Source organism: Pelosinus fermentans DSM 17108 (assembly GCF_000271485.2).
Lineage (GTDB): Bacteria > Bacillota > Negativicutes > DSM-13327 > DSM-13327 > Pelosinus > Pelosinus fermentans.
Window position 1 is genome coordinate 42,269 of record NZ_AKVN02000001.1, and the last position, 26,242, is coordinate 68,510.

Below are 26,242 nucleotides of genomic sequence, written 5' to 3' on the forward strand. Positions count from 1 at the left end.
TTTCAGCCAAAAAAAGCGGTAACCGTCATTTATTGTTTTTTATGAATGGGCAAAACAATTTTTACGATCGTTCCTTCACAATAACTGCTGACAATTTCCAACCCATAAGAATCACCATACATCAACTGAATCCGCCGATTGACATTATATAGTCCTGAATGCTGCGAAACATTTGCAGGTGATATCAGCATCGCTCGAATCTCATTAAGAGACTGTTCATCAATTGCAGTACCATTATTAGTAATCGTAAGCACAAGTGTGTTCTCAATCATCTTTATTTCAATTTCCACCAGCATATGCTGGCAATCGTGAAAACCATATTTTATTGCATTTTCGATAATAGGTTGAATCAGCAATTTAGGAACGCTGCAATGATTTAGCTCTTCTGGTATATGGAGAATATAATTCAGCCGATTGCCAAATCGATATTTCTGAATATCAAGATAACTTTGAGTATATTCCATATCTTCCTGAATGGTTACCTCGCTGCTGCTGGTACTAATGCTGTAGCGCAATATATTCGACAAGGCAATAATCATTTTATTCGCGGCAGCAGGGTCTAACTTAATCATAAATTTGATATTTTCTAATGTATTAAATAAAAAATGAGGATTAAATTGTGACTCAAGCTGTTTAATTTCAGAAATAACCGTTGCTCGTGCCTTTTCATGATTGGTTTGCATAAGCTCTTTGAGACTGAAAAGCATTCGATTATAAGCCTCACCGATAATTTCAAATTCATTATTCGTATTGATAGAAAGCCGCATATCCAGATTCCCCTGTTTCACTGCCGAAAATGCTTCCACAAGCTGATCTATCATTTTTGTCTTTTCTTCCACTTGCTTTTTTACACTGATAACAATGGACAGGGATAATATAATTAATACCCCAATGAGAATCATCACTGCATTCACCAGCTGACTGACGATACCGCCGATAGAAGTAAACGCATACACCGTTAATTCTCCGTCTAGAATTGCTTTTTTGCTGCTATAATACTTTGTATCTGCAAAAGAAAAATATCCATTGGCGTGCTGAAATTCAGGTTTCATTTTGTTCATAGCAGCACCAAAAAAATCATCTGTACAAATTGGCATATAGTCATAACGATCCTTTACAACAATATGCACGTCAGGATTCGTCATCGCACTTAGAATTTGTGCGGCCGGCACAACAAAGAGAACATAGCCAGTGATCTTGCCTTCTTCCAGTATGGCTTTACCAATGATAAGATCCATCTGGGAGTCAAAACGGTGAATTGAATTCGCAAAAGTAAAGATTGGTTCCATTGGCTTTCTCTTGATCTGCCCTATAACGCCCCAATCTGCAGTCCTTGCCAACTCGGCAAATTCCGGATCTTGTATTTGATTTGAAACTAATCGATTCATCTGTGTATCAAAAATATAAAAATCCGTGTGTACACCTATCATACTGGTATATTGATATAATTTTTCATACATTTCTGCCTTTGCAGTTTTGTTATCACGCAGCACATTCATATCACAAAGACCGGCAATGTCATTGGCGTTATCTAAATAATTAGAAATCATTGTACTCATCATATCACAAATAGCATTCAATCGATTGTGATTGCGTTCCAGCACATTGGTATTCCAATACGCAAAAGCAAGTATAAATACGATAATCGAAATAATAAAAATCGGGATTAGTGCATAAATGGTAAAAGTTCGCCGTAATTCATCCTTCAAGTGGTTCACTTTTCTACTCATGTTTCACCCCGATCCTCTATATCAACTACGACCATACAAGTGTTTACATTTTCTATTATAAACTAATATCTCTGCTGCCGGAAACTTTAAAGAATAAAAGCAGCCCAATGACTGTAGTCAGCGTTAGAATGGTAGACAGTGCTGCTGCCGTACCATAACTTGCACGAATCACTTCTGTATAAATAGCCACGGACATTGTCTTCGTTCCGCCGGTATACAAGATGACTGATGAACTTAATTCATTAATACAGGTAATCCAACTTAAAATCGCCCCGGATAACACTCCTGGTATCATCATTACCGCAGTAATTTTGAAGAAAGTCTTTAATGGTGATGCACCAAGACTAATGGATGCTTCCTCCACACTTGGACTGATTTGATACAAAATGGCTGAGCTTGAACGCAAGGTATAAGGCAGGCGCCTAATGACCAAAGAAACAATGATAATCGTTGCCGTTCCTGATAAGATGAGGGGGGCCTCATTAAATGCCAGGAGCAAAGTGATGCCCAGTACCGATCCAGGAATAATATAAGGAAACATGGTAAGAGTATCGATAATATCAGTAAGCCAGCTCTTCCGTCGTGTCGTGATGTAAGCAACAAGCATACCGAAGAAAACAATCAGCGAAATGGCAACAAAGGAATACACATAGGTATTGGTAATTGCTAAAGCCAGATTGTCAAAAACGATACGATAACTATCCAGAGAAAAGCCCGATACAAATATTTGACCCTTTGTTTTTAGAAAAGAAGTGTATATCACTGTAACTTGCGGGATGATGGATACCAATACCAGACCATAAATAGCGATATGCATAACTATATTCTTTAATCCTGACAATCCTTTCGCCTGCATAGGCCTAAGGGAACTCATGGTAAAGGATTTCCTATTTACCACGTATTTTTGCAATAAGAAAATCGTTGTCGTAAGAATAACCATTAAGGTTGCCATGGCTGCGGCAAAATTGGCTTGCCCACCCACTTCATTAATAAACTCAGAATAAATCATAACTGGCATAACGTTAAAACCTTCCCCAATGAGCATGGGTGTGCCAAAATCAGCTAATGCATTCATAAAAACCATCAAAGCACCCGCAAGCATTGTAGGCATCACCAACGGCATAATCACCGTTGCTACCTTTTTTATGCCGCTGCAGCCGAGGCTTTCTGCCGCCTCAATCAGGGATGCATCAATCTTTTTCAGCGCCCCGGATACATACAAATAAATAAAGGGATACAGCTTTAATGTAAGCACTAAGAGTATGCCGCTAAAACCATAAATAGACGGCCATTCCATCTGGAATAAGTCAGAAAGAAACTGCGTTATTATACCGCTTCGCCCGCCTAACAATACCCAAGAGTAAGCACCGATAAAGGGGGGCGATAGCATGGAGATAATCACAAGTACCTCGACTGCCCCCTTGCCTTTTACCTTAAATGCCGTCATGAAATAGGCTAATGCCGTACCAATCATGATGGATAGAATGGTTACACAAGTAGTAACCCACATGCTATTGATCAACGATTGATAGTAGTATTTTCTACTAAAAAACTTTCTGAAATTTTCCAATGTAAAAACCCCTGTAGCCGGATCCAGGAAACTGCTGATAAACAATGAAAATAAGGGATACATCAAAAACAGTCCAAATACAGCAACAGATGCGATCGTAACGAATGTCCAGAAATCCCAGGTAAGCAGCTTCTTATTCATACTGCTTCACATCCCTGATTAAATTCATCCTTTGGTCCGCAGTAAAAATATTGATTTTTGCTTTGTTAGGCCGAAGAATCATTGTCTCACCAATTTCGAACACTTTTTCTGCATGGCCTAAGTCTTGCGAAAATTCAGTTGCAGATTGATTTTCCATCACCATACCAGGAGCAAAAGCAAGTGTATAATTTACATATTTACCAAGAAATACTCGGTTATGAATTGTGCATTGTATGCCATCTTCTTGTACTGAAAATTCTTCCGGTCTAACAGAAATAATAACCTCTTGCCCATCTGCTACTGTACTAAGATTATCCATTTCCAGCTGATAACCGTCCTGAAACAAAACAAAGGTCTTATGATCTTCGACTTTTACTTTGCCGGCAAATAGATTAGAATGGCCGATGAAAGTTGAAACAAATACATTATAAGGCCTTGTATAAATGGACTGGGGTTTTCCAATCTGCTCAATTACGCCAGTTTGCATAACTGCAATTCTATCGGAAATAGCCAAGGCTTCCTCCTGGTCATGAGTTACATAAACAGTGGTAATTCCTACTTGATTTTGTACTTCACGAATAGCACTGCGCATTTCTACGCGAAGTTTTGCGTCTAAATTGGAAAGGGGTTCATCCATAAGCAGTACATTGGGATGGATCACAATGGCTCTTGCTAAAGCAACCCGCTGCTGCTGCCCCCCAGACAGTCGTTCCGGCAAGCGATCTTGATATTCTTCGATCTTTACTGCTTTTAAAATAGCATCCACTTTGGTTTTAATCTCTGCCTTGTTGAATCGGCGCAGTTTTAGACCATATTCTATATTTTCCCGTACTGTTAAATGAGGAAATATGGCATAACTTTGAAATACCATACCAATATTACGTTTATGAGTCGGAATCTCATTGATCACCAAATCATCAAATTTGATTTCTCCTCCCTCAATACTATTAAATCCTGCAATCATTCTCAGTAACGTCGTTTTACCACAGCCTGAAGGTCCCAATAACGTAAAAAACTCACCATTTTTGATATGGGCTGATAAATTGGGGATAATCGTTACTTGATCGTATCTTTTGATTACATGGTCAATATGAATTGCAACACTCATAGATAAAACCTCCGTTTAAAACTTCGGACATTTTGATAGAATGACAGCCCACAACAAATAACTTGTGTGGGCTGTATAACAACCATGATCGGATCAATTAACGGCTCAACACCAAAATATCCACTTGACAATATTGTCAAGTGCGAGGAGGCGACAGCCGACGTGGCAATCTCTACTGCCGCCCAGCTTGCTCTTGGAGATTGCCGCGCTCCGCTCGCAATGACAGAACGTCAAGCGTACTTTCTGGTGAAGACCCTAATTAACGCTGGTAAATATGTCTTTAAATTTATCTAGCCATTGCCTTTGATTGGCTACAACCACTTTTTCATCATCATTGATAATGTTGATTTTTGACTTTTCAATCAAACCTTTTGGCGGTTCGACGTCATCACGGACAGAACGTCTGTGTAATTGTTGTACAATAATAGTCTGGGCATCTTTACTGGTGATAAAATCAATAAATTTCTTTGCATTTATCATATTTTTCGCATTTTTTATGACGTAAACACCATCTGGCTTAGAAATAACCCCTTCTTTCATATAAACCAATTTTACGGGAGCGCCGTCAGCAACGTATTTTGCACCGCCTTCTTCGAAAGTGCAGCCTACAGCGTATTCACCATCAGCCACTCCTTTGTAAACAGCTGAAGAACCACTAAGCAGCTTACCATCTAGATTCGCACAGAGTGCTTTTACATAATCCCAGCCTTTTTCCGGATCACCTTTTCCCATGGCGTAGAGCATGTTAATTAAATGTTCATAAGAAGAAGACGATTTTGATGGATCCGAAAAGGCAATTTTGCCTTTTAATTTTGGATTTAATAAGTCTTCATACCCTTCCATTTTGATATCGCCAATTAAATTTGTATTGACCATAATTACACTTGGAATATCGGTAAATCGAGTCAAAGAACCTTCTGTATTCTTAAATGCCTGCTGAATCTTATCTTCATTAGCTGAAGTGTAATTTTCAAATAAATTGGCCTTCGGCTTCATCGTACCAAGTGATCCGCCCCAGAAAATATCCCCCAGCGGATTTGCTTTTTCGGATTCCACCCGCTTTAGCAATTCACCACTGCCAGCCGCGACAACCTCTACTTTTATACCACTTTGTTTTTCAAATTCACTTACTAATGGATTGATAAACGTCAACGGATGGGGACAATAAATAACCAGTTTGTCTGTTTTTTCTGTCCCAGATTTTTCTGTCGTCGCTTTCGTATTTCCACCACCACAACCGACAAGGAGTAAAGAGGGAAAAAGTAAAATGAGCATCAAAGACATAAGCTTTTTCATTAATTTTCCTCCATTCAAGTGTTCTCTACCCAAATTATATATAAACCATTTCTGCTGAACAATCCCAGAAATATCTATAACTATCTGAATTAATGAACTTTTATCATTTTTTATTTCAATATTTCAATTATTCAAAATATTAATCTTAGAAGCGAAAAGACCTCCGATGTATGATTGACTCCTGAGCCCATTCGCAGTAATTTTCTATTTTATTTTCGATACACCATCTTGCAGGCACCAAACCTGATGTAATAGCTTAACACCCTGATCAATTTCATTGCTGCTCATACTACCAAATCCAAGCATGACTTGAAAGTTGGCAGCACTATGATGCAGATACGTACTGGAGAGAGGGAACAGTCTCACCTCTCTTTCCTGAGCGCGATGAATCAGTTCCTCTTCACTGAGGGAATTGCCGATCAGCTCTAAAATAATATGAAGTCCCGCCCCCTGTCCAATGATATGAGCTTGAGAGGCAAAATGCTGCTGGATCGATTGAATGATTGCATCATGCTTCTTTTTATATACATTTCGCATTTTGCGCAAGTGTCGTTCCCAATACCCTTGTTCCATAAACCTATGGAGTGTTCTCTGATCTAATAAAGAAACATTCGCAGCATAATCTCTAAACAATTCACGATAAACATCAAGTAATCGATAAGGCAATACCATATAACTGACCCGAAGAGCAGGCGATAATACCTTAGAAAACGTACCTACATAAACGATATTTCCTTGGGGATGCAATCCCTGCAGGGCAGGAATGGGTTTGCCCAGGTATCGCAGTTCACTGTCATAGTCGTCTTCAATAATGACCCCTCCGACAGTTTCTGCCCAATCAATTAATCGCAGTCTGTTTGCCACAGGCATAACATGCCCTAAAGGAAACTGATGGGAAGGTGTGACATACACAATGGTACTGTCGGTCTTTTGCAGATACCCTATATCAAGGCCTTCGGAATTGACTGGTATCGGGGTAAGAGAAAAGGAATGATTCCGAAAAACAGCTCTTGGAATAAAGTGTCCGGGGTCTTCCATGGCAAAAATAGAATGATTTTTTCTCAATATGGGTGCCAGAATCGAAAAACTGTCTTGAAGCCCCGAGCAAATGATGATTTGCTCGGGATCACAAGAAATCCCCCGTGAACGAGACAGATATCGCTGTATCTCATAGCGCAATGCAAAATCCCCCTGCTGATTGCTATAAAAAGCAAGCTGCCTCGACTCTTCCTTTAAACACTCCATATACAATTTGCGCCATAGATTGACAGGGAAACTTTCTGGCGAAAGACACGCAGGGTGAAAATCAAAGGAATATGTTTTTTTATCTTTAGAGACTTTTCTCACTGATGCGCCGATATTGCCCTGAGAGGCTGGAAAAACGTCTGGTTCTATAAAGGAAACATAGTATCCACTTCTCGGTTTGCTGTGTATATACCCTTCAGCACATAACTGCTGATAGGCATACTCTACCGTATTGCGGCTTACAGATAATTCAATAGACAAATTCTTAACTGATAGAAGCTTTGCAGCCGGGAGCAATTCCCCTGATAAGATTTGCTTTTTTATGTAGCTGTAGATTTTTTTGTGCAACGGCTGACGATCCTGACTGTCCAATATAAACACGGCTTCTCACCCTAATCCTTTATTTTCAAGGCTCTTAACTATCGCCATTATATCCAGGGTGATCTAGAGTGTCAAGGCGCTGGAGATCCTTCCTCAGAAAAAACTGACCCCATATTTTATTTGAGAATTGCCCCTATAATTGGGGGTAGTTTTATCTTATACTATGAATATTGAATCCAGGGCACAATAATGCGGATAACCTTATCCGCTGACAAACTTCTTACTTTAAACAGAAAGGATGTATTTTATGCTTAACGAAAAATTATTGGACGTACTTTCCCACCCCGCAGATGGAGCAATCTCAATTGTTACCAATGGCAACGATGGTCCTCATGTAGTGAATACCTGGAATAGCTATATAACGGTTACACCGGCTGACAAACTATTGGTTCCCGCTTCCGGCTTTGTTAAAACAGAGAGAAACCTTAGCACCCATAACGATGTGACTCTTTCTATCGCCAGCAGGGAAATCGAAGGTTACAGAGGAAAAGGAACTGGTTTCATTGTGAAAGGAACCACCCGTTTTATAAAATCCGGTGAGGATTTCGAGTTCATGAAAGAAAAATTTTCATGGATTCGTGCAGTATTAGAAATCACAGTAACTTCTGCAAAACAAATGCTTTAAAATCTCAAGCCACCGACATCATAAAAAGGTGCTTGCCATCATCAAGTAATACTGCGTTCACTAAAAAATCATCCTGCTATAGATTAGGCCTTAGTCAGCAATTGACTAAGGCCTAATACTATACGCTAGCTGTTGAATACTGCCTTTCTACTCACATTTTTAACTCCACACCGCTTTTTTTCTCGCGAATTAATAATTCTACTAGATTTACAAGCTGTGCACCAGCTTCTACCGGCGGGACACCTTTGCGGTGAATGTTGGAAATCACGGTTCTTTGTGATTCCGGCTTTAAGGTGCTGGATTCATAAGCCATATAGGAACTCATGCTTTCATCCGTTGCCAAACCTGGTCTTTCACCTACCAGCAAAATCGTCACTTTCGCCTGTATTGCTTCACTAATTTGATCCATGGTCGCAACCCTGCCGTATTTTACAAAGATAGGCGTACCGATTGTATACCCTTTGGCGGTTAGCCCATCCATTAGAATCGGATAAATATCTGCTAAATTGGCATTAATAGCACAGGCACTTAATCCATCAGTTGCTATGATTTGCACATCAGGACTCTCAATACAATTATCCTTAATTCCATCGAGAGTTTCCTGTGAGAATATTCTTCCTAAATCGGGTCTTTTGATATACTGCTCTTTATCTTCTACCAGAGTCTGTACTTTGAAAAATCCCAGCTGATCAACAATCGTTTCATCGACTTCCGACCAAACTGCATCCATTGCTACCCCATGATCCGCTCTAAATTTCAGTAAGGTCTCGGTTTTACACCGATCCCCTGCTCTGCCTAAACAAATTCTTGCATTGGTTGTCTTTTTTAGCCTGATACAACTTTCCGTATCCCGAGGATTATCGATGGTCACCCGTTCATAGTAATCGACCAGGGATATATCTTTTATCATTTCACTCATAATGCGCTCCACTCCTAAGCTGTAAAGATGGAAGGATCTCCAGCCTTTCTAGTTAATTTCCCATTTTCTAATATGCCAAGCTCTTCCATCCTTTGATTAAATTCCTTAATCGGTTTTTTACCCGTAATGTCTCGCAGGCTGGCAATATCGTGATAGCTGGTCGTTTGGTACATTAACATCACATCATCGCCTCCAGGAATACCCATGAAATAGGTGCAATCACATGCTGCAAGCAGCAAAGCTAAATTTTCTACATCGTTCTGGTCGGCTTTCATGTGGTTGGTATAGCACACATCCACTCCCATAGGCAAACCCGTTAATTTCCCCATAAAATGATCTTCCAAGCCTGCCCGAATCATTTGCCGGCCGTCATACAAATATTCCGGACCGATAAAACCAACTACTGTATTCACTAAAAAAGGATGATACCGTTTCGCCAGACCATAACATCTTGCTTCCATCGTCAACTGATCGGCGCCATGATGTCCTTCTGAAGACAGCTCTGAGCCTTGCCCGGTTTCAAAATACATAAAATTTGGACCTCGGGAACTCTTCTTTTCCCTCATGACTTCATAGGCTTCATCCATGAGTTTTACCGTTATACCAAAGGCTTCATTGGATTTTTGGGAGCCCGCCAGGCTTTGAAACATCAGATCCATCGGAACACCTTTCTGCAAAGCAGCCATTTGGCTCGTAACATGGGCTAATACACAATTTTGGGTAGGAATATCCCATTTCACCATAAAATCTTTAAAACTATGTAAAACAGCCGATATGCTGCTTATCGTATCCACTACAGGATTTAAACCAATAACCGCATCACCAATACCGTAACTAATCCCTTCCATAGTAGAAGCCATAATGCCGGCTAAACCGTCCGTAGGATGATTGGGCTGCAACCGTGAAGACAACGTACCCCCTTCACCAATTGTCGTATTGCAAGTAGCAAGGTTATGTATTTTCTTAGCAGTATATACTAAGTCCATATTACTCATTAACTTCGTAACGCCAGCAATCATCTCCGAAGTTAAGCCATCATGGATATTTTTGATCTCATCCTCACTTGATTTTAATAAAAATTCTCTAAAGGCTCCCACCGTCATTGATTTGATCATGCTGAAAGCGTTTGGATCAACGCCATCTTGAATGGCTCTTGTAACTTCGTCATCTTCATAAGGAACTACGGGATTATTTCGCAGATCCTCAAGGGTCATTTCCGATAAAACAACCTTTGCTGCTACTCTCTCTGCTGTATCCCGGGCTGCAATGCCTGCCAGAATATCACCTGATTTTTCCTCATTGGCTTTAGCAAGTACTTCCTTTATATCTTTAAACTCATAACTTTTCCCAAATAGCCTTGTCTTTAGTATCATTTTCTTCACCTGTTCTTTTTCATTTCTTCACTGCTTAAAAATTAACGTTTTTACAACCGTGGGCACTACATTGGCAATGGATTTGCCGATATCAATATAATCACCATTATCAACCTTAATTTGATCAATACAAATTACCCTCGTACCTGTATTCAGCATATTCATTACCGTTTGCCCCAATGCTTTGGCAAAATCATTTTCAACAATTACAATCACAGGATGGGAACCCACCGCATTGGCGGCAATGGCTTTTGCCATCTCTTTTATTTGCCCATAGGATGGTGACTTCGGGCCTTTGAACGCAAGGGCTACGGGAATATCGCCATATCGTTTGATTTTCTCACCAATTCCGTTGAACATATGATTGATATCCTCATTCTCTGCAAGCTTAATAATAGGAATATTTTTAAGAGGAAGCAGGTCCTCATCAAACAAAATCGTACTGCCGCTGATTTTTATAGAATGACTGCCTGCCCCTATGACAGTAGCCCGTATCTTCTCTCTAGCTTCTACAAGATGATATTGATCGTTTTCAAAGGCTTTTCGAATGGAGCATCCTAATAATGGACCAATATCTCCAAATAGCGTAACGTCTTTCATACTGCCGATTTCATAATCGCTGTAGATAAATTCAGCAACGCCACCGGAAAACATGATTTTTTCTGCTTTCATCCCCTTATGTCTGTGACCAATAAACAGCTTCGCAGCCTCTTCTTCTAAGCTTTCGCTGCTGCTTATTTGTACAAATATCTTGGCAAAAGCATCTGTAAGAGCTTTTATGTCTTTCAGCTTAGCCTTTGCCCCAACAACCAATTCCAGCTGCAAATAGTTAATAAGCTGGGTTATCTTTTCGGAAATATAGCAAATCACACCTTGCTGATCAATCTGTATCAGCCTTCCACCGATATCCAGGGCAAAAGAGTCAATCACTTCCCCTTCCCAAAAGATTGCACCGTTGGTGGTACCTCCGCCAATATCAAAATTAACGACTCTTGCGGTAAAATGATTTGATGCTTCCGCAGCTCCGGCCCCATAACCCGCCAAAATGGACTCTAAATCCGGTCCTGCCGTTGCAACAACAAAATCGCCAGCAAAGTCAGATAAAACACGGAGTACTTCTTCGGCATTGTTTTTGCGAGCAGTTTCACCCGTAATAATAATGGCTCCTGTCACGATTTCATCTTTTTGAATACCGGCCTTATCATATTCAGATTCAATGATTGCTTTTAATTCCGGTAGATGAATCTTGTCTCTTGCCAATAATGGGGTGAAATGAATCTCACTTTTATAAAGGATCTTCTTATCGGTAATTTTCATTTCAGGAATCAGAAAAGAAGTCGCTGTATTTTCTACCTTAATTCGGCTGAAGATAACCTGTGTCGTTGTTGTGCCAATATCAATGCCTACACTTAAAAATTCTCTTTCCATTCCAAATCTACCCACACCTTCTATTAGGGATACGTCTCTAATTGAAATTCTGGGACATGTCATGAAACCCATGCCCCAGCCTCACCTATTTATCTAACTCATCAAGAACACCAAACTCTTCCTCAAAGGGACGAATATTCTTATTTCCCCAAATATAATAATATACAATGGCTACCCCATAAACAGCTAACACCCATGGTACTACTTCACTAGAAGCATAGAACAAACTAACGAGACAAAAAATCGCAATCAGAAAACTAATCAGGGGCACTACTGGATAGGAAACCTTAAAAGGTCTTTTAAGATCTGGCTCTTTCACCCTTAAAACAAATAAACTTACTAAACTGATTAAATACATCGCAACGGAACCAAACACAGCAATGGTAATAACCACATTTGTAAGCCCTGTCAATGCGGCTCCCAAGCCTATAATGCCAGGAACGATAAGCGCCCATACCGGTGTATGATGTTTAGGATCAACATATGCTAAAAATTTTGGCAGGTACCCAGTGCGAGCCATGGCATAGGTCTGACGGGAATAGCCCACAATGATGCCATGCAGAGAAGCAATCAGACCAAATAATCCAATGAAGTTCATCAGCATGGCACTGAAGGATCCCTCTCCATAAACAGAACTTAACGCTAAAGGCAACGGAAAATCAACAGAATCAATTAACTTTACATCCGTAATCCCCGCCGTAAGGAATAACGTGAGAAATGCCATGATCATCAAAGTTGCCATACCACTTAGAAAGCCAATGGAAATGTCTTTTTGCGGATTGACCATTTCTTCTGCACTCATAGCACCGCCTTCAATGGCTAAGTAGAACCAAATAGCAAAAGGTACAGCCGCCATGACACCGCTAAAACCATTGGGCAAAAGAGGTTCCGCCATAACCCGGGACAATTCAAAATGAGGCAATGCCAAACCCCAATAGATCACCAGACCAATCAAAGCGACAATCGTTACAATCAGTTCAAAAGTAGCAGATACCTTCATTCCCCAATAATTGATAAAAATGAATAATAAGAAGGCGACTACAGTTGCCGTCATAATCTCAATGCCTGGAAACATGTTGTGAATATAGCCGCCTACTGCCAAAGCAATGGCAGGTGGAGCAAACACAAATTCAATCAAGCAGCTCACGCCATTCATATATCCCCAAAACTTTCCTAAAGCACGCCGGGCATAAGCAGAAGGTCCGCCAGCATGAGGAATCGCTGTCGCCAGCTCCGAATAGGATAAGATAAATGTCACATAAAAAATTGTCACCGGTATTAACGCCAAAGCAAGACCCATGACCCCGCCTACAGCAAAACCATAACTCCAACCAAAATAATTACCTGATATAACAAGCCCAACTGCCAATGCCCATAAATGAATTGGCTTTAACACGCGAGAAAGATTTGCGCGATCACCATCTTTCTTATGCTGAATAACCGGATTGACCGTTTCTACCCTACTGCTTTCCATACCTATTTCCTCCTCCGTAATGTGTCAGGTCAAAATAAAAGCCTAATACAACCTTCTTTTTTCTAAGAAGAATCATATTAGGCGGCATTGCCTGATATTAAGTTAATAAGACTACTACGATTAGTGAGAACCGTTAATCCACGAAGGCTATCCCCTCCTCACTGTAACAAAAAATAAGCGCTTAATAAAAATGTTAAATGAGTTTAACATTTTTATTAAGCGCTATTGCTACAATATTCCTTTTTGAAAAAATTCTTTGATCTTTGGTTTTATACTATTCGCCCTAATCAGAAATAGTCCTGCAAAAACAAAAAGTTTTTATTTTTTTATTTTTTCAATAATCCGTTGGGCGATTTGAGCAGGAGTTGTCTGGCGCTGCATGGATTCTTGCAATAAGCGTTTATGAGCCTCTCCAGCAGATATACCCAGACGATCTTGAATGATGGACCGCGCTTGGCTGATTAATTTTTGATTTTTTAAGTGTTCTTTTGTTTTATCCAATTCTTGATGCGTACTATACATGTCTTTCCAACGAGCATATGCGATCTGCACCGCAGCAATAAGATTCTTCTCTGAGACCGGTTTAACCACATAACCATATACATGTACGCTTTCTGCCCGTTGCAGCATCTGGGGCTGACTATGAGCCGTTACCATGACGACTGGTATATTGAGACTATGCATGCATTGTGCGACTTCCAAACCGCTTATTCCTGGCATCATAATATCCATAATTACTAAATCCGGTACATTCTCTTTGACTAACCGTACTGCCTGCTCCCCATTACCGCACTCGGCACACACTATGTGACCTGCCTTCTCCAGCATTTCTCTCATATCAGCCCGTATTAATACTTCATCCTCTACCAATAGAATTGATAAGGGTTTCATCCTGTTTCCTCCTTTTTATGCACTGGGAATGAAATGTTAGCAACTACGGATTGACCACAATTCTCGAATTGAAAGGTGCCTCCCAATTGTTCACAAATAAGCAGCTTCACGATGTATAAACCAAGCGTACCACCCTTGCTTATTGCAGCATAATCCCATAGCCCGCAGCCGCTGTCTCTCACCTCAACACTGATATTGGCTCCAGACTCTTTTACGATTATACTGATTTCACCATGAGAATCCGCTTTAATACCATGCACCAGACTATTTGCAACTAGTTCATTCAGCACTAATGCTACTGGCACCGCCTGGCTGGCATGAATCAGCACAGCCTGCCCCTGCACCATTGTTTTTACCTTTTGCTCTGGTAAAATATAACTTTGAACAACCTGCTCTAGGATATACTCTGCCAAGTCATGCAAATTGACAAGATCACGATATTGATAGGTAAAAATCTCATATACTTTGGCAATGGATAATATCCGATTAATAGTCGCGGTAAACTCCCGCCGCACAGCTTTCCATTTTGAGCGGCGCATTTGCAGGCGCAATAAGGAAATTACATTTTGCAGTGTGTTTTTAACCCGATGATTAATCTCCTGGATAATAATATTTTGCATACCCAGCTGACGTTCTTTTTGGCGTAACTCTGTCACATCCTGAAAAGATAGTACACAGCCGTTAAGCTCTCCCCCTGTTAACAGCGGATGGGCTTGAAAAAGATAGCTTGCATTATCAAACTCGTAATTCCTGGGATTCTTTAACCCCTCCACCATTGCTGGAAGAGACGCAAAGGACAACAATAGCATTAGATTGCCATCCATTGTATCCCCTTCATATAAGCTCTTCGAAATGCACATCGCCTGCTTATTGGCATATACGATCTTTCCCTTATCATTCAAGATGAAAACACCATTACCAAGCCACTCTTCCCAGCCATATCCCGTAACTCTCAAAGACATTAACGTATGGCTTAAGTGCTCTGCCGTTTGGCTCAATAATTGAACCTGCTGTTCCTGGCGAATTTCCTTGGAAATATCCTTTTCCATGATTAAAACACCAATCACTTGACCATTATCATTCGTTAGAGGAACTACAGTTTGAGCAATCGGTACCCCCTCTTGGCTCACACCACGGATGTTATAAAAACTTTGCCCCGTTGAAAAAGCCTGATATACAGCTGGCTCACACGCAGCATAGGCCAATTCACCTACTACGCTGTTACGATACAAAGATGGCGAATTCGGCGAGCTTGCCCATGCCAAAACAATTGCATCTTCTTGATTCACTGTCAAAGCATCAATAAAAATATCTGTACCCGTTAACGTAGCAATCACAGGCAGCTGATTTACCATATTCTCTAGAATTATAATATCGGGTATCATTAGATCCGTATGTGCTAAGCACAAATCCCGGATGGAATGCTCTGTTTCTGCCATAAAAAGACCTCCGGCTGAAATTGCAATAGCCAAATAATATAAAAAAGCCTATTATAATCATCAGTTCTTACCAATGATTATAATAGGCTCCATTGCCTTATTGCGTTGCTCACTTTGATTTTCTTTTTTTACTATCCTCTCACTTATTTACCATCCGATTATAAAATTCCTGCAAAGTCACAGACTTTGTTTATTTTTTATACGATCTAAATTACGTAAGGCTCTATAATGACCTTAATGGCTGCATTCTGAGAATATTCCAGCATTCTCAGCGTTCATTCTCTTCAAATGAAAAGAACGCCCTGAGGCACTGGGACCTCTCTCTTATATCATTAACTCCTCTAATATGCTGATGGTATAATGTCTCCTGGTTGTGTGATTGCGTACAACATTGTACTCTTTTGTTAATCAAATACGTTCATTGCAGTAAAGATAAAAGAAGCCAACTGCAGATACCATTCGGCTTATGGGGTTGGCACGCTTATTGCATTATATAGTATACATGTAGGTTCTAGCCCATTGGCCAACAAAAAAGGGAGGATTGGAAAAGGTTGGATCACTGGATCATTATCCAATTATGATTTTCCTGTTATAAATGAGAATAAAAAATGAAGGAGTGTTTCTTAATGAAAAACATAGTAAAAAATATAGCCGTATTGTCAATGGTAGGTATGCTGCAAGTAGGTTTTGGGGTATCAGTAATAGAGGCTTCATCCCTGCAGAATAATTCAGCATCTGTTTCACAACAATCCAATGACTCAAATCGGGGTCAAAACCGTCCTTGCCTGGATAGAAATGGTGATAGAGAGCAACAACGGTATGATCTGGAACAAGCTCGACAAGGTCGGGAACGTATAGAGAATGAAAGACATGAAATTGAAATGAAGCGACATCCAGATGAAGGCAGACGAGACTGGAAAGAACGTCAGAAAAAAGAAAATGAACGCCATGAAGAAAACATGAGGCGGATTGCCAACAATATTCCCTTCTTAGTTAGATAATAATATAGTAATCTACATAAGACCAGCCGTCGATCTTTAATAAGATCGACGGCTGGTTTGATTGGATCAAGATCTATGAAACGTTTTGCATTAGACTTGTTAGCGATCGTAAGATACATCAGCTCCATATTGACGTATATTTATCGCGAAACAGAGCAAGACTTAGAAATAAACGATCTTAGGGGGACTCCGATGAGTAATCAGACATTACTGTGGGCAAGTTTCGTAATTTCTTGGCTATCTGTCATTTTCCTAAAGAAAGAAGACCTTAAACGCTATATGCCTGTTGCATTATTAGGCGCACTACTATCAACCATTGTAATAGAGGCAGGAATTACTTTACATTGGTGGTCAACTAAGGAAACTGTCTTTCCATTTGTAAATATGCCGATATTTATTTATGGCTCATTCCTTGTTGGTATCCTTTGGATCTTTAAATTTAGTTATAAACGCTTTTGGCTGTTTCTTGCCACTAACGCATGCATTGATCTCATTCTCATCATCCCATTAGATAACTGGTTTGTCAGGCGGGGTATTTTAGAATTGTATAATATAACTACCCTCCAAATGTTTCTTATGTCTATTGGACATGCCACCCTTTTGTATTGCTATCAGATTTGGCAGGAAGGCGAAGCGAGCCCGTTCAAAAGGTTGAATATAAATCTATCATCTAATGTGCAGTCTGCTGCCAGCAAGCCTCTTAGAGATGATAAAGACGAAGATTAAATTCCACCAAACATATAAGGCACAACTATGGTGTCACGTTTATCATGCAAGCTTTTCACTATTTTCATTTTTTTTCAAATTCCCCTGTTTATTTCTAATGAGATGATATCCATATATTACCGCAAACGCTACTAAGAATATAATAGAGATTCGATACATAACAGCATAATTCGTATGGGTGGCAATCAGACCTAATACTACGGCGCCAACTGAATATCCCAAATCCAAAGAAGATAAAAATGTGCCGTTGGCAGCCCCTTTACGTTCCCCAGGTGACCGCGCAATCGCCCAGGCTTGCAGCGAAGGATGAGCCGCCCCATATCCTAACCCATAGAATAGCGAGGATGCAATCAACATATAAGTCGTAGTTGAATAAGACAACATCAAGAGGCCAGCAATCATAAGCGCTATTCCTGGCACAATTACGAAGGCATGTCCCTTTCGGTCAAATAATTTCCCGGCAAATGGGCGGCTGATTAAAATCATTAAAACATGTCCAACAAAATAGATTCCGACATTCTCAATACCGGTTTCCTGACCAAACAGCATAATGAAGCTCATAATTCCACCAAAGGTTATTGAATGCAAGAAACATAAAGAAGCAGGCAGCAATGCACTTTTCTCAAATAAATCACTCCACAGGATTCCTTTTTTAACACGTTTAGGTTTAAGATGTTTTTTTGCAGACTCCATTGATATACCTAGCGTTAATAACATTCCACCACCAACTAAAATGGTAGAGATCAGTAAAATAACTTCAAAATTATAACGCTTCATCGCCTCTATTCCAAGCACCGTTGCAAAAGATGTCCCTAAAATAATCGATAAAGCAAAATATCCTGTGCCTTCTCCCCGCTGCTTAGGAGATACAATATCCGACATAATCGTTGCCAGCACTGTTGATGTCATCCCCCAACCGATTCCTTGACAAAATCGTAACACCAGTATGATGCCAATTCCTGAAGCTACAAAATAAGAGCAGTTAAAGGCAATAAGGATGCACATGCCAATGATCAGCAGTGGTTTTCGTCCAAATGTATCTGCTGCTGTACCGCTAATAGAACGAACAATTAGAGCAGATATCGATATCACGGCAAAAGGCAGACTAGCTTCCAAATCATTTCCGCCGATTTGTTTAATATATAACGGAAAGGTTGGAATTAGCATTAAAATGCCTTGATAAATAAAGAAGTTTCCAAATAGGAGCAGCAGAAAGCTTCTAGACCATAGTGTTGTAGTACTATGACTTTCGACTTTTTTTATTTCCATAGTACGCCTCCATAACAATTGTGTTTTTCCTTGGTGAAACCTTTGGATTCACAGTGTATTTTTATTTTTCATATTGTTGTGCATTTTGAAAAATAGTCTTTAGCAGCATTGTTAATTCTTTCTGCTTTTCCTCTGATAGATTATTTAAAATGGCATTTCTATGATGCCCTACGATTTCTTTCCAAATAAAGCATTGATCCACTGCTTCCTGACTTAACGTAACCTTCTTTTCCCTTTTATCAGCGCCTGGTATCCTCATGATTAGTCCTTTTTGCTCTAATCGGACTAAACTTTTAGATACTGCAGGCGGTTCAATATTTAAGTAGCTTGCTAACGCTCCCTGGGTCATTGATCCCTTTTCCTTTAGCGTTGTAATAATCGACCATTCAGAGCCATAGATCCCGTGAGGCTCTAATTTTTTATTTAGACCCTTGGTAATAATACGAACCGTTTGAAAGAGTTGATGTAATAGTATTTCAGAGTTTTCCATCTGTTTCACCCTCCTTAACACAAAATAGTTAACTAGTTAACTATTTTTCAATTATATAGTTCTCCAATTCATTTGTCAATGAATCCAGGATGAAAGACTAGCGTTTTATTTATCCTTGCCACTGGTTTTAGTGACCAAAGTCATTTTACAAATCGGTTCTAACAATATCTAGGAGTTACATCTGGAAAGTACGCTAAAGGGCTGCAGAAATAATTGAAATATTATAAGAAAAGAAGCAGGAAAGGAGGGATACTTAGTCCTCACTTCCTGCTTCTTTATCCCTGTATTTTGCTTTTGAGTGCTTCATATGCTTTGCAGCTCACAGGAACCTTTACGCCGCATACCGCTGCAAGGCGACATATTTCTCCACCAAACATTTCAATTTCACTGGCAACGCCTGCTTGAATATCTCGCTTAAGAGAGCTAGTGCCTTCATCTTTCATTGCCCACATAATTTTCATACTGCGTTCAACGATGTCTTCCGGTTGAGAGATTCCAAGCGCTTTAGCAACCTTGGCTGTTTCCTCGGCTAAAGCTCGTACCATTTGAACTTTCTCAGAGTCAGCACGCAACTCCCCAGCATTGATTCCATAAAGTGCCGTCACGACAGAAAAAGCGCAATTAAAATTATACTTTGCCCAAATAGCAGCCTCAGCATTACGACTCACTGCACATTCTATACCACTTTGCTGCAAAATTTTTACCAATTGGTGAAGATTTGTTTCAGCTCTTGGGTCTAAGTTTCCACTTCCAACAATGATCTTATTATATTTGTCCTTTTGCTCAATGATTCCCGGAGCAACCGCTTCTGACGTCACGTAAATACAACCATCTAAAACAATACCCTTGCCGAGTAAAGCCTTAAGTTTACTACTGCTGCCCACACCATTAAGTAACGGTATAACCAACGTATTATCTCCAACCACAGGCATAACGGACTGATAAGCCGTTTCAATGGAATAGCCTTTTACACAAACAAATACTGCGTCAACAATGCCAATCTCAGATCCATCTTGCGTTACCATTCGAGGCTGTACAACAAAAGAACCATGTATATCACTATGCACCTGCAATCCTTTCGTACGTATCCTTTCCAGTGTTGCACCCCGTGCAATATAAGATACATCTTCTCCTGCTTTTGCCAACAGCCCGCCGATATATCCGCCGATTCCTCCTATGCCAATCACTGCTAATTTCACTTCCAACATCTCCTTTTAAAAATCATACTAGGAATTCCCACAAGCAACATTTTTAATCGGTGAAGCCGTGCAATTGATTATGATAATACTAATCAAAATCATGACCCCACCTATAATCTGGGCAGGAAAAATAGTTTCTGCTAAGAAAAAATGACCGCTAAGTACACCAATAATAGATATCAGGCTTAAATAAAGTGTTGTGATCGTAACATCAAGTTTACTTAATGCATAGATATATAAAAAATAGCCGAGAGCAGAGCAGCAAATCCCAAGGTATAAAATATTTCCCAGGGCATTCCATGAAAATAAATGCCATTGATGATATTCAAGCAAGGAAAGAGGAATTAAAAACAGGGTCCCAAATAAAGTTTGATAGGTAGTCAAAAATAAACCAGAGTACTTACCATTTAGTGATTTATTAAGCAGTGTATACAAGGACCAGGAAATCATAGCCCCAACAATACAGAGATTTCCAATAAAAGTCTGAGAAGAAAAGTCTAGTTGACCATTGGCTGTAATTGCCAAATACGCTCCAGCCATCGCACCGATAATTCCCATGGATTGGATCAGCGGCAATTTAGTCTTAAATACAAGCACATCCAATGCAATCGTAAGAATTGGAAGGATCGCCGTAATCAGGGCAGCGCTTGACGCTGTGGTGAGACTAATTCCCGTATTCTCAAGATAGAAATATAGAGTTATGCCGAAGAACCCTGCAATAGTCATTTTCCCCCAATCACAGCGTTGTAGCTTGGCAGCTGGTTCTTTCTTCTTTGTGATTGAGAATAAAATTGTGCTGGCAATCAAGAAACGTAACAAGGCCAATGTAATCGGAGGTACTTCGCTGACTGCGGTTTTGATACTGATAAATGACATCCCCCACAGGGTGACTGTGACAAGCATCGCCAGATTGGCAAGAACTTTATCAGCCATAAGAAATTTCATATTGTTTTTAATTTTTTCTAAGAATAATTGCATTGATTTGTTATTCCTCCAAAGCGTGAAATTACTTCTCCAAAAGAAGCTATATAGATGAGATAAATGATCATAATCACTCTTAAAGTCACTGATAGACTTATGTACTAGCATATTAAAACGAATTGCCCTTGTCAATAAAAGAGGTTGCTATTATCAACTATTTTCATACTGCATTTCCGATACGATAAAAAACTCCCACACTATTAAAACATAACACCATCGCGATTATAAAAATAAAAAAACCACCTACCCGGAAGATAGACGGTTCTTTTACTTATTGGATATTTGCACTTTGACTTTTTTGCCGCAATTAGGGCATTTCCCCCTGCCTTGAGGACTAAGAATAACGCTGCATCCGCATTGGGTATGAACCAACAAGTTCAACACCTCCTTATTTGGAGATTACTAAATAGCATCTGCTATTGGATTTATTATACTACACAATCATCAATAATGTTGTTAGCATCTTGTTAATTTTATAAACGACAAAACAGAGCGATATAGACATGGATGCTAGCGGTAGTGAATTTCTCAGCCGCTTCTATACCGATCTGCCGTTTTACATTTTAAAATAAATATGTGACAAAATTGTGACGAATTAGAGTAGGCTATTTAAATTAAAGATAGGATGACTAAACATAATGTTATTATGGTAACTTCAAAAAATTTAACAACAAATACTTAGTGACCTTACCAATTAAATAAAGCAAGATTTGGATCATTGGATAAATCATTATGCAAAACAAATTTACTTTTATCAGTTTTTTTGAAGGAAAAACAAAAACTCCGACGAATTTTTACAATAAAACCCTTTAATTACATTTTTATACTCAATATCCACTTTATAATAATTTTATCTTTTTGGAAAATCATCGGAAACTAGATTGCCCTATAACTTATGACAATAATACTCTTTCTTATCCTGCCTGTGATCTTATGTGTCCATCGCTCTGAAAAGCCTATCTTAAAATCAGGCAGAATTTTTTTGGCAATTGTCGACAAACTGCTACAATTTACTGGGAGGAATGATTTATGGGGACTTCAAATGAGCCAATGTATCATTTAGGAATTAACCTAGGACATGACCGTTCAGCAGCAATCGTAAGAAAAGGAAAAATCGAAGTAGCAATACAGCAAGAACGATTAGACAGGACAAAAAACAGTATAGGTTTTTTACACCAATCATTAGGAGATTGTAGAAACATTCAGATTCCCCATGAAGCAATTCAATATTGTCTGCGAAAATACGATATTAAAATAAATGATCTTTCCAGTATTACAGCAAATATGCCGGGAATAGATTATTCAAAAGATATCTTGCAAAGAATCTTTCCAAAAGAATTATCTGATAAAATCTTTATGATTCCAAGTCATCATTTATCTCATGCTTACACAGCATACTGGCCATCCGGCTTTGAAGAAGCAATTATTCTTGTTGTCGACGCTTCAGGCAGCACTGATAAAGAGGGGTTTACAGAATCATATAGCTTGTATATTGCAAAAGGAACCGAGATAAAATTATTGCATAGTGAAAAGGTAAAAGCATATTTGGCATCACTTTCCACTCTTGGTTCTATCTATGAATTTATTACAAAATTAGCTGGTTTTTCAACTACTATCGGAAAAAACTTGGCAATACCAGAAGCGGGAAAACTTATGGGATTAGCTCCCTATGGAACCTATTGCGATCAATGGCATGAGTGGCTGCATACTAAATCGGAAAGTTACAGTATTGATATTTCTGCCTATGACTTATTTCTGGAGGTGGAAGCACTAAAAAAATTACATGATGATGGTAAAGGAAAAGCTTACCTTAGACCATATATTGTAGATTTGGCATATAAAATTCAATCAGAATTGGAAAAGGCATTGTTACATATCGTTGAACTTGCAATTGAGCAAACAAACTGCAAAAAGCTTTGCTGCGCAGGAGGAGTGGCTTTAAATTCAGTTGTCAATTATAAACTTTTAACGAAACTTAATTTAGAAGACATCTTTATTTTCCCTGCAGCTGGAGACGCAGGTATCGCTGCAGGGAATGCACTTTGGGCATATCATAGCATTGAAAAGGGTAACCTTCGCCCCAAATTGGAGAAAGCAGATCTTGGTAGAGAGTATACTGAAAATGAACTCGAATCAGCTCTTCATAAGTTCGCAAATGAAATCATTATAGAAAAACTTTCTTATCAAGAAATGGTTGCAACTTGCGCATCGCAGATGTCCAAAGGAAATATCATTGCAAGGTTTGAAGGCGGATCAGAATTTGGCCCCAGAGCTTTAGGGCATCGATCCATCATTGCTGATCCAACTTTTAGAAAAATAAAAGACATCATGAATTATAGAGTGAAATTCAGAGAAGCCTTTAGGCCATTTGCACCAGTCATACCGTTGGAAGAAATATCTACAATATTTGAACAAGCTACAGCATGCCCATTCATGCTTTTAGTTTCTAATATCAAAAAAGAATACCACGATCAAATTCCTTCTGTTACTCACCATGATGGTACAGGAAGGGTTCAAACAGTTACATCGGAACACAACACTTTTTTTTATGATTTGTGTTACAACATGGTTAAAGAAAGAGAAGGCTGTCCTGTTATTTTAAATACAAGCTTCAATATAGCTGGTCAACCAATTATTGAAACTCCAGAAGAAGCAATCAGCACTTTTCTTTCAACCGATATTGATTTTCTTAGTCTTGAAGATTATTGGATAAGGAAAAGACACTCACCTGTATTAAGTTATGAAGAGCACTTGGCCCAATTGCAGGAACCTGAGTATCCTCATGGTTTGGCAGAAAAAAGAATCGATGTTACTGACTTAATGAGGAAGCTAGATGAAGCAATTTTTTATGGCAATACAAAGAACTCATTTTGGTCAGCAAATGAATTAAAAAAGATTTCTTCCCAAGGAGCAATATATAAAGAAACATCTGTTCTCTTTGCTAAGAATCCACTTGGCAATCACTTTTCAGCACAATTAGGTAAAGATCTGCTACTCTTATTGGATCCACTGGGAATGTCAGAAATAAGGGATTTAACTGATCTAATTCCTTCAACATATTATACATATGAAGAAATACGCCTAATAATACTTTGCTATAAAGGCACAGAAACTGAGCTTGAAGAATTGAGATTAGAGTTAAATTTACCTGAAAAGGCATTTTGGGGGAAATTAGAGTGGGCTTCCAAACAGCTCAAGAGATACAAATTGCCTTATAAGATACTTAGAAGAGAAAACGACAGTATCAATAGTAAGCCTGCAAATATTACTCTGGGACAGTTTACCGATGAATCCTTTCGTTTATACAATACGCTTAAACAATTTAATGATAACCTTACACTGCATGGCTATTTGGAAAGTAATATTTGTAAATTGCTTGATATTGAGACCCTTCAAAGTATCGAACCAACTTATATCCATTACTATAACAAGCATAAACTTGGCCACGGAAAGCTAGAAGACTTGCTCAGATTATTTTTGTTGCGCGATTCTTTAAGCAAAGAAAGAATTATAGAGATACTTGGAGAGTATTGTTTCCAGAATCTTTGCAACTTGGGGATCATTATTCCAAGGGGAAATTGGTTTGCCTCAAGAGTTGATATCTATTGTGTTAATGATTTTTTTATTGCTACCGACCATCGATACATGATTTATGAAGAAGACATGATTCAAGAGAATCCAGTGATGTATATTGGGATGGATAGTTTAGGTTTGGTACATACGGTACCGAAGTATCCATCAAAAAATACACTTGATTTATGTACAGGTTCCGGCATCCAGGCAATTACAGCCAGCTGCTATTCAAAGAAAGTTGTTGGGATAGACATCAATCCGCGTGCTATACGTTTTGCCAGATTTAATGCACAACTAAATGGAATATCAAATATAAAGTTTGTTGAGGGTAATCTTTACGCACCTATCGCTAATGAAAAGTTTGATACTATTTTAGCCAATCCACCTTTTGTTCCAAGCCCCGACAATAACTTAGATTTTAGAGATGGAGGCAAAAATGGCGAAAAGTTATTAAAAGTAATTATCAAAAATGCTGATTTACACCTGAGCAATGAAGGAAGGCTTTTTATTGTTTCTGATTTAGTGAATGTTCACCATTATGAGGAGAAATTGAACCAATGGTGGGGAAAAACAAAGGCAGATAAGTTAGTACTAACTACTGCTGATAGAAATGATATTTTATTTTCTATACCTCATTGCCATTACCCTTTTAAGCAGACAATTGAGCAATACAACAATGAATTGGATATGTGGATACAGAATTTTAATTACTCAAATATATCGTCAGTAAACTTTGGATACATTTTAATTAAAAAAGGCGGCAATAGCTTTTATTCAAAATCTATTTATAATCCTACTCAAGGGATTAATAAGAAGGTAACCGAATATTTTGAACAAATTAATATGCTGCACTCGGTAGAGTGGGAGAACTTATCTCTATACCTGTCCGATGACCTGCATGTAAAAGCGGACTATTCGTTTAGTACTGCTAATGATAAAACATTCTATTTATATTCAACAAATCAATTTTATAGTGAATATTTAATTGATAAAAATTTATATAATATTCTGGAAAGAATTGCTGAAGAAGAACCAACATTAGAAGAACTTGCTGATAAAAATTATGTTGTTGACCTAATCTATAAAGGCATAGTTAAAATTAAACTTAAAAAGCAGTACCCTAACTATTCTGATTGCTATGAATGCAAGGAAGTTGCTGCTACCTTAAGTCATTCTGTGAATTCAGAAACCCGCAAAGACATCCACATTAAGGAGTTTCAAACAAAAACAACACCAACATGTCTTACATCCTATATAAGACAATAGAATATCGTAATATCCACAGGATTGATAGAAAGCGAATGACCTTCTAGCAATCGGTGTATAATGGGTAAGTTTCTCCAATAATGTTAGAATGAGTTTTTTCAAGTATATTTCAAAAAC

Annotated in this window: 19 protein-coding genes; 4 read left to right on the plus strand and 15 right to left on the minus strand. The window is 38.9% G+C overall.

What is annotated here, in order from left to right; translation table 11 throughout:
• Window positions 1-29: 29 nt before the first annotated feature.
• The 5 genes from FR7_RS00190 to pdxR form a co-directional block, all read right to left on the minus strand.
• The gene (locus FR7_RS00190; protein ID WP_007935915.1) at window positions 30-1,730 is read right to left on the minus strand and encodes a sensor histidine kinase; all 1,701 of its coding nucleotides are present in this window, start codon (window positions 1,728-1,730) and stop codon (window positions 30-32) included.
• A 55-nt stretch (window positions 1,731-1,785) separates the two neighbouring features.
• Entirely contained in the window at window positions 1,786-3,441 is a 1,656-nt protein-coding gene (locus tag FR7_RS00195) for an ABC transporter permease (protein WP_007935916.1), read from the minus strand.
• Window positions 3,434-4,549, minus strand: coding sequence for an ABC transporter ATP-binding protein (locus FR7_RS00200; RefSeq protein ID WP_007951165.1), 1,116 nt, complete (start codon window positions 4,547-4,549; stop codon window positions 3,434-3,436). The genes FR7_RS00195 and FR7_RS00200 overlap by 8 nt, the downstream gene beginning before the upstream one ends.
• A 255-nt stretch (window positions 4,550-4,804) precedes the next feature.
• On the minus strand, window positions 4,805-5,845 hold the full coding sequence (locus FR7_RS00205) for an ABC transporter substrate-binding protein (protein ID WP_007935918.1): 1,041 nt from the start codon (window positions 5,843-5,845) through the stop codon (window positions 4,805-4,807).
• A 204-nt stretch (window positions 5,846-6,049) separates the two neighbouring features.
• Window positions 6,050-7,471 carry a MocR-like pyridoxine biosynthesis transcription factor PdxR gene (gene pdxR / locus FR7_RS00210; RefSeq protein WP_007935920.1) on the minus strand — a complete coding sequence of 474 codons (1,422 nt, stop codon included), beginning with the start codon at window positions 7,469-7,471 and terminating at the stop codon, window positions 6,050-6,052.
• A gap of 247 nt (window positions 7,472-7,718) precedes the next feature.
• Here pdxR and FR7_RS00215 point away from each other — a divergent pair, with 247 nt between their 5' ends.
• A complete protein-coding gene (locus tag FR7_RS00215; RefSeq protein ID WP_007935921.1) occupies window positions 7,719-8,096 on the plus strand; it encodes a pyridoxamine 5'-phosphate oxidase family protein in 378 nt (125 codons plus the stop codon).
• A 151-nt stretch (window positions 8,097-8,247) separates the two neighbouring features.
• Here the strand turns inward: FR7_RS00215 and eutC are convergent, their stop codons facing one another.
• The 6 genes from eutC to FR7_RS00245 form a co-directional block, all read right to left on the minus strand.
• Window positions 8,248-9,015: an ethanolamine ammonia-lyase subunit EutC gene (eutC, locus tag FR7_RS00220; RefSeq protein ID WP_007935922.1), complete on the minus strand. Its 768-nt coding sequence runs from the start codon at window positions 9,013-9,015 to the stop codon at window positions 8,248-8,250.
• Window positions 9,016-9,029: 14 nt separating this feature from the next.
• Window positions 9,030-10,388, minus strand: a complete 1,359-nt coding sequence (locus FR7_RS00225; RefSeq protein ID WP_007935923.1) for an ethanolamine ammonia-lyase subunit EutB — start codon at window positions 10,386-10,388, stop codon at window positions 9,030-9,032.
• A gap of 27 nt (window positions 10,389-10,415) precedes the next feature.
• A complete protein-coding gene (locus FR7_RS00230) occupies window positions 10,416-11,816 on the minus strand; it encodes an ethanolamine ammonia-lyase reactivating factor EutA (RefSeq protein WP_237714875.1) in 1,401 nt (466 codons plus the stop codon).
• Window positions 11,817-11,901: 85 nt separating this feature from the next.
• Window positions 11,902-13,290 carry an ethanolamine permease gene (gene eat / locus FR7_RS00235; protein ID WP_007935925.1) on the minus strand — a complete coding sequence of 463 codons (1,389 nt, stop codon included), beginning with the start codon at window positions 13,288-13,290 and terminating at the stop codon, window positions 11,902-11,904.
• A gap of 318 nt (window positions 13,291-13,608) precedes the next feature.
• Window positions 13,609-14,181, minus strand: a complete 573-nt coding sequence (locus FR7_RS00240) for an ANTAR domain-containing response regulator (protein WP_007935926.1) — start codon at window positions 14,179-14,181, stop codon at window positions 13,609-13,611.
• Window positions 14,178-15,620, minus strand: coding sequence for a sensor histidine kinase (locus FR7_RS00245; RefSeq protein WP_007935927.1), 1,443 nt, complete (start codon window positions 15,618-15,620; stop codon window positions 14,178-14,180). Before FR7_RS00245 ends, FR7_RS00240 begins: the two co-directional genes overlap by 4 nt.
• A gap of 626 nt (window positions 15,621-16,246) precedes the next feature.
• Between FR7_RS00245 and FR7_RS00250 the strand changes: the two genes are divergently transcribed.
• The gene (locus FR7_RS00250) at window positions 16,247-16,621 is read left to right on the plus strand and encodes a hypothetical protein (protein WP_007935930.1); all 375 of its coding nucleotides are present in this window, start codon (window positions 16,247-16,249) and stop codon (window positions 16,619-16,621) included.
• Window positions 16,622-16,696: 75 nt separating this feature from the next.
• Window positions 16,697-17,347, plus strand: coding sequence for a hypothetical protein (locus FR7_RS00255; RefSeq protein WP_007935932.1), 651 nt, complete (start codon window positions 16,697-16,699; stop codon window positions 17,345-17,347).
• 42 nt (window positions 17,348-17,389) lie between these two features.
• On the opposite strand, the gene FR7_RS00260 is transcribed toward FR7_RS00255, so the two are convergent.
• From FR7_RS00260 to FR7_RS00275, 4 genes are all read right to left on the minus strand, one after another.
• On the minus strand, window positions 17,390-18,616 hold the full coding sequence (locus FR7_RS00260) for an MFS transporter (protein ID WP_007935933.1): 1,227 nt from the start codon (window positions 18,614-18,616) through the stop codon (window positions 17,390-17,392).
• Between the two features lie 61 nt (window positions 18,617-18,677).
• Entirely contained in the window at window positions 18,678-19,106 is a 429-nt protein-coding gene (locus tag FR7_RS00265) for a MarR family winged helix-turn-helix transcriptional regulator (protein WP_007935937.1), read from the minus strand.
• Window positions 19,107-19,381: 275 nt separating this feature from the next.
• Entirely contained in the window at window positions 19,382-20,305 is a 924-nt protein-coding gene (locus tag FR7_RS00270) for a ketopantoate reductase family protein (protein WP_007935939.1), read from the minus strand.
• Between the two features lie 27 nt (window positions 20,306-20,332).
• Window positions 20,333-21,283 (minus strand): DMT family transporter, encoded by a 951-nt coding sequence (locus tag FR7_RS00275; protein WP_007935940.1) that lies wholly within the window; start codon window positions 21,281-21,283, stop codon window positions 20,333-20,335.
• A 1,032-nt stretch (window positions 21,284-22,315) separates the two neighbouring features.
• Between FR7_RS00275 and FR7_RS00280 the strand changes: the two genes are divergently transcribed.
• A complete protein-coding gene (locus FR7_RS00280) occupies window positions 22,316-26,125 on the plus strand; it encodes a carbamoyltransferase C-terminal domain-containing protein (protein WP_007935942.1) in 3,810 nt (1,269 codons plus the stop codon).
• Window positions 26,126-26,242: the final 117 nt, after the last annotated feature.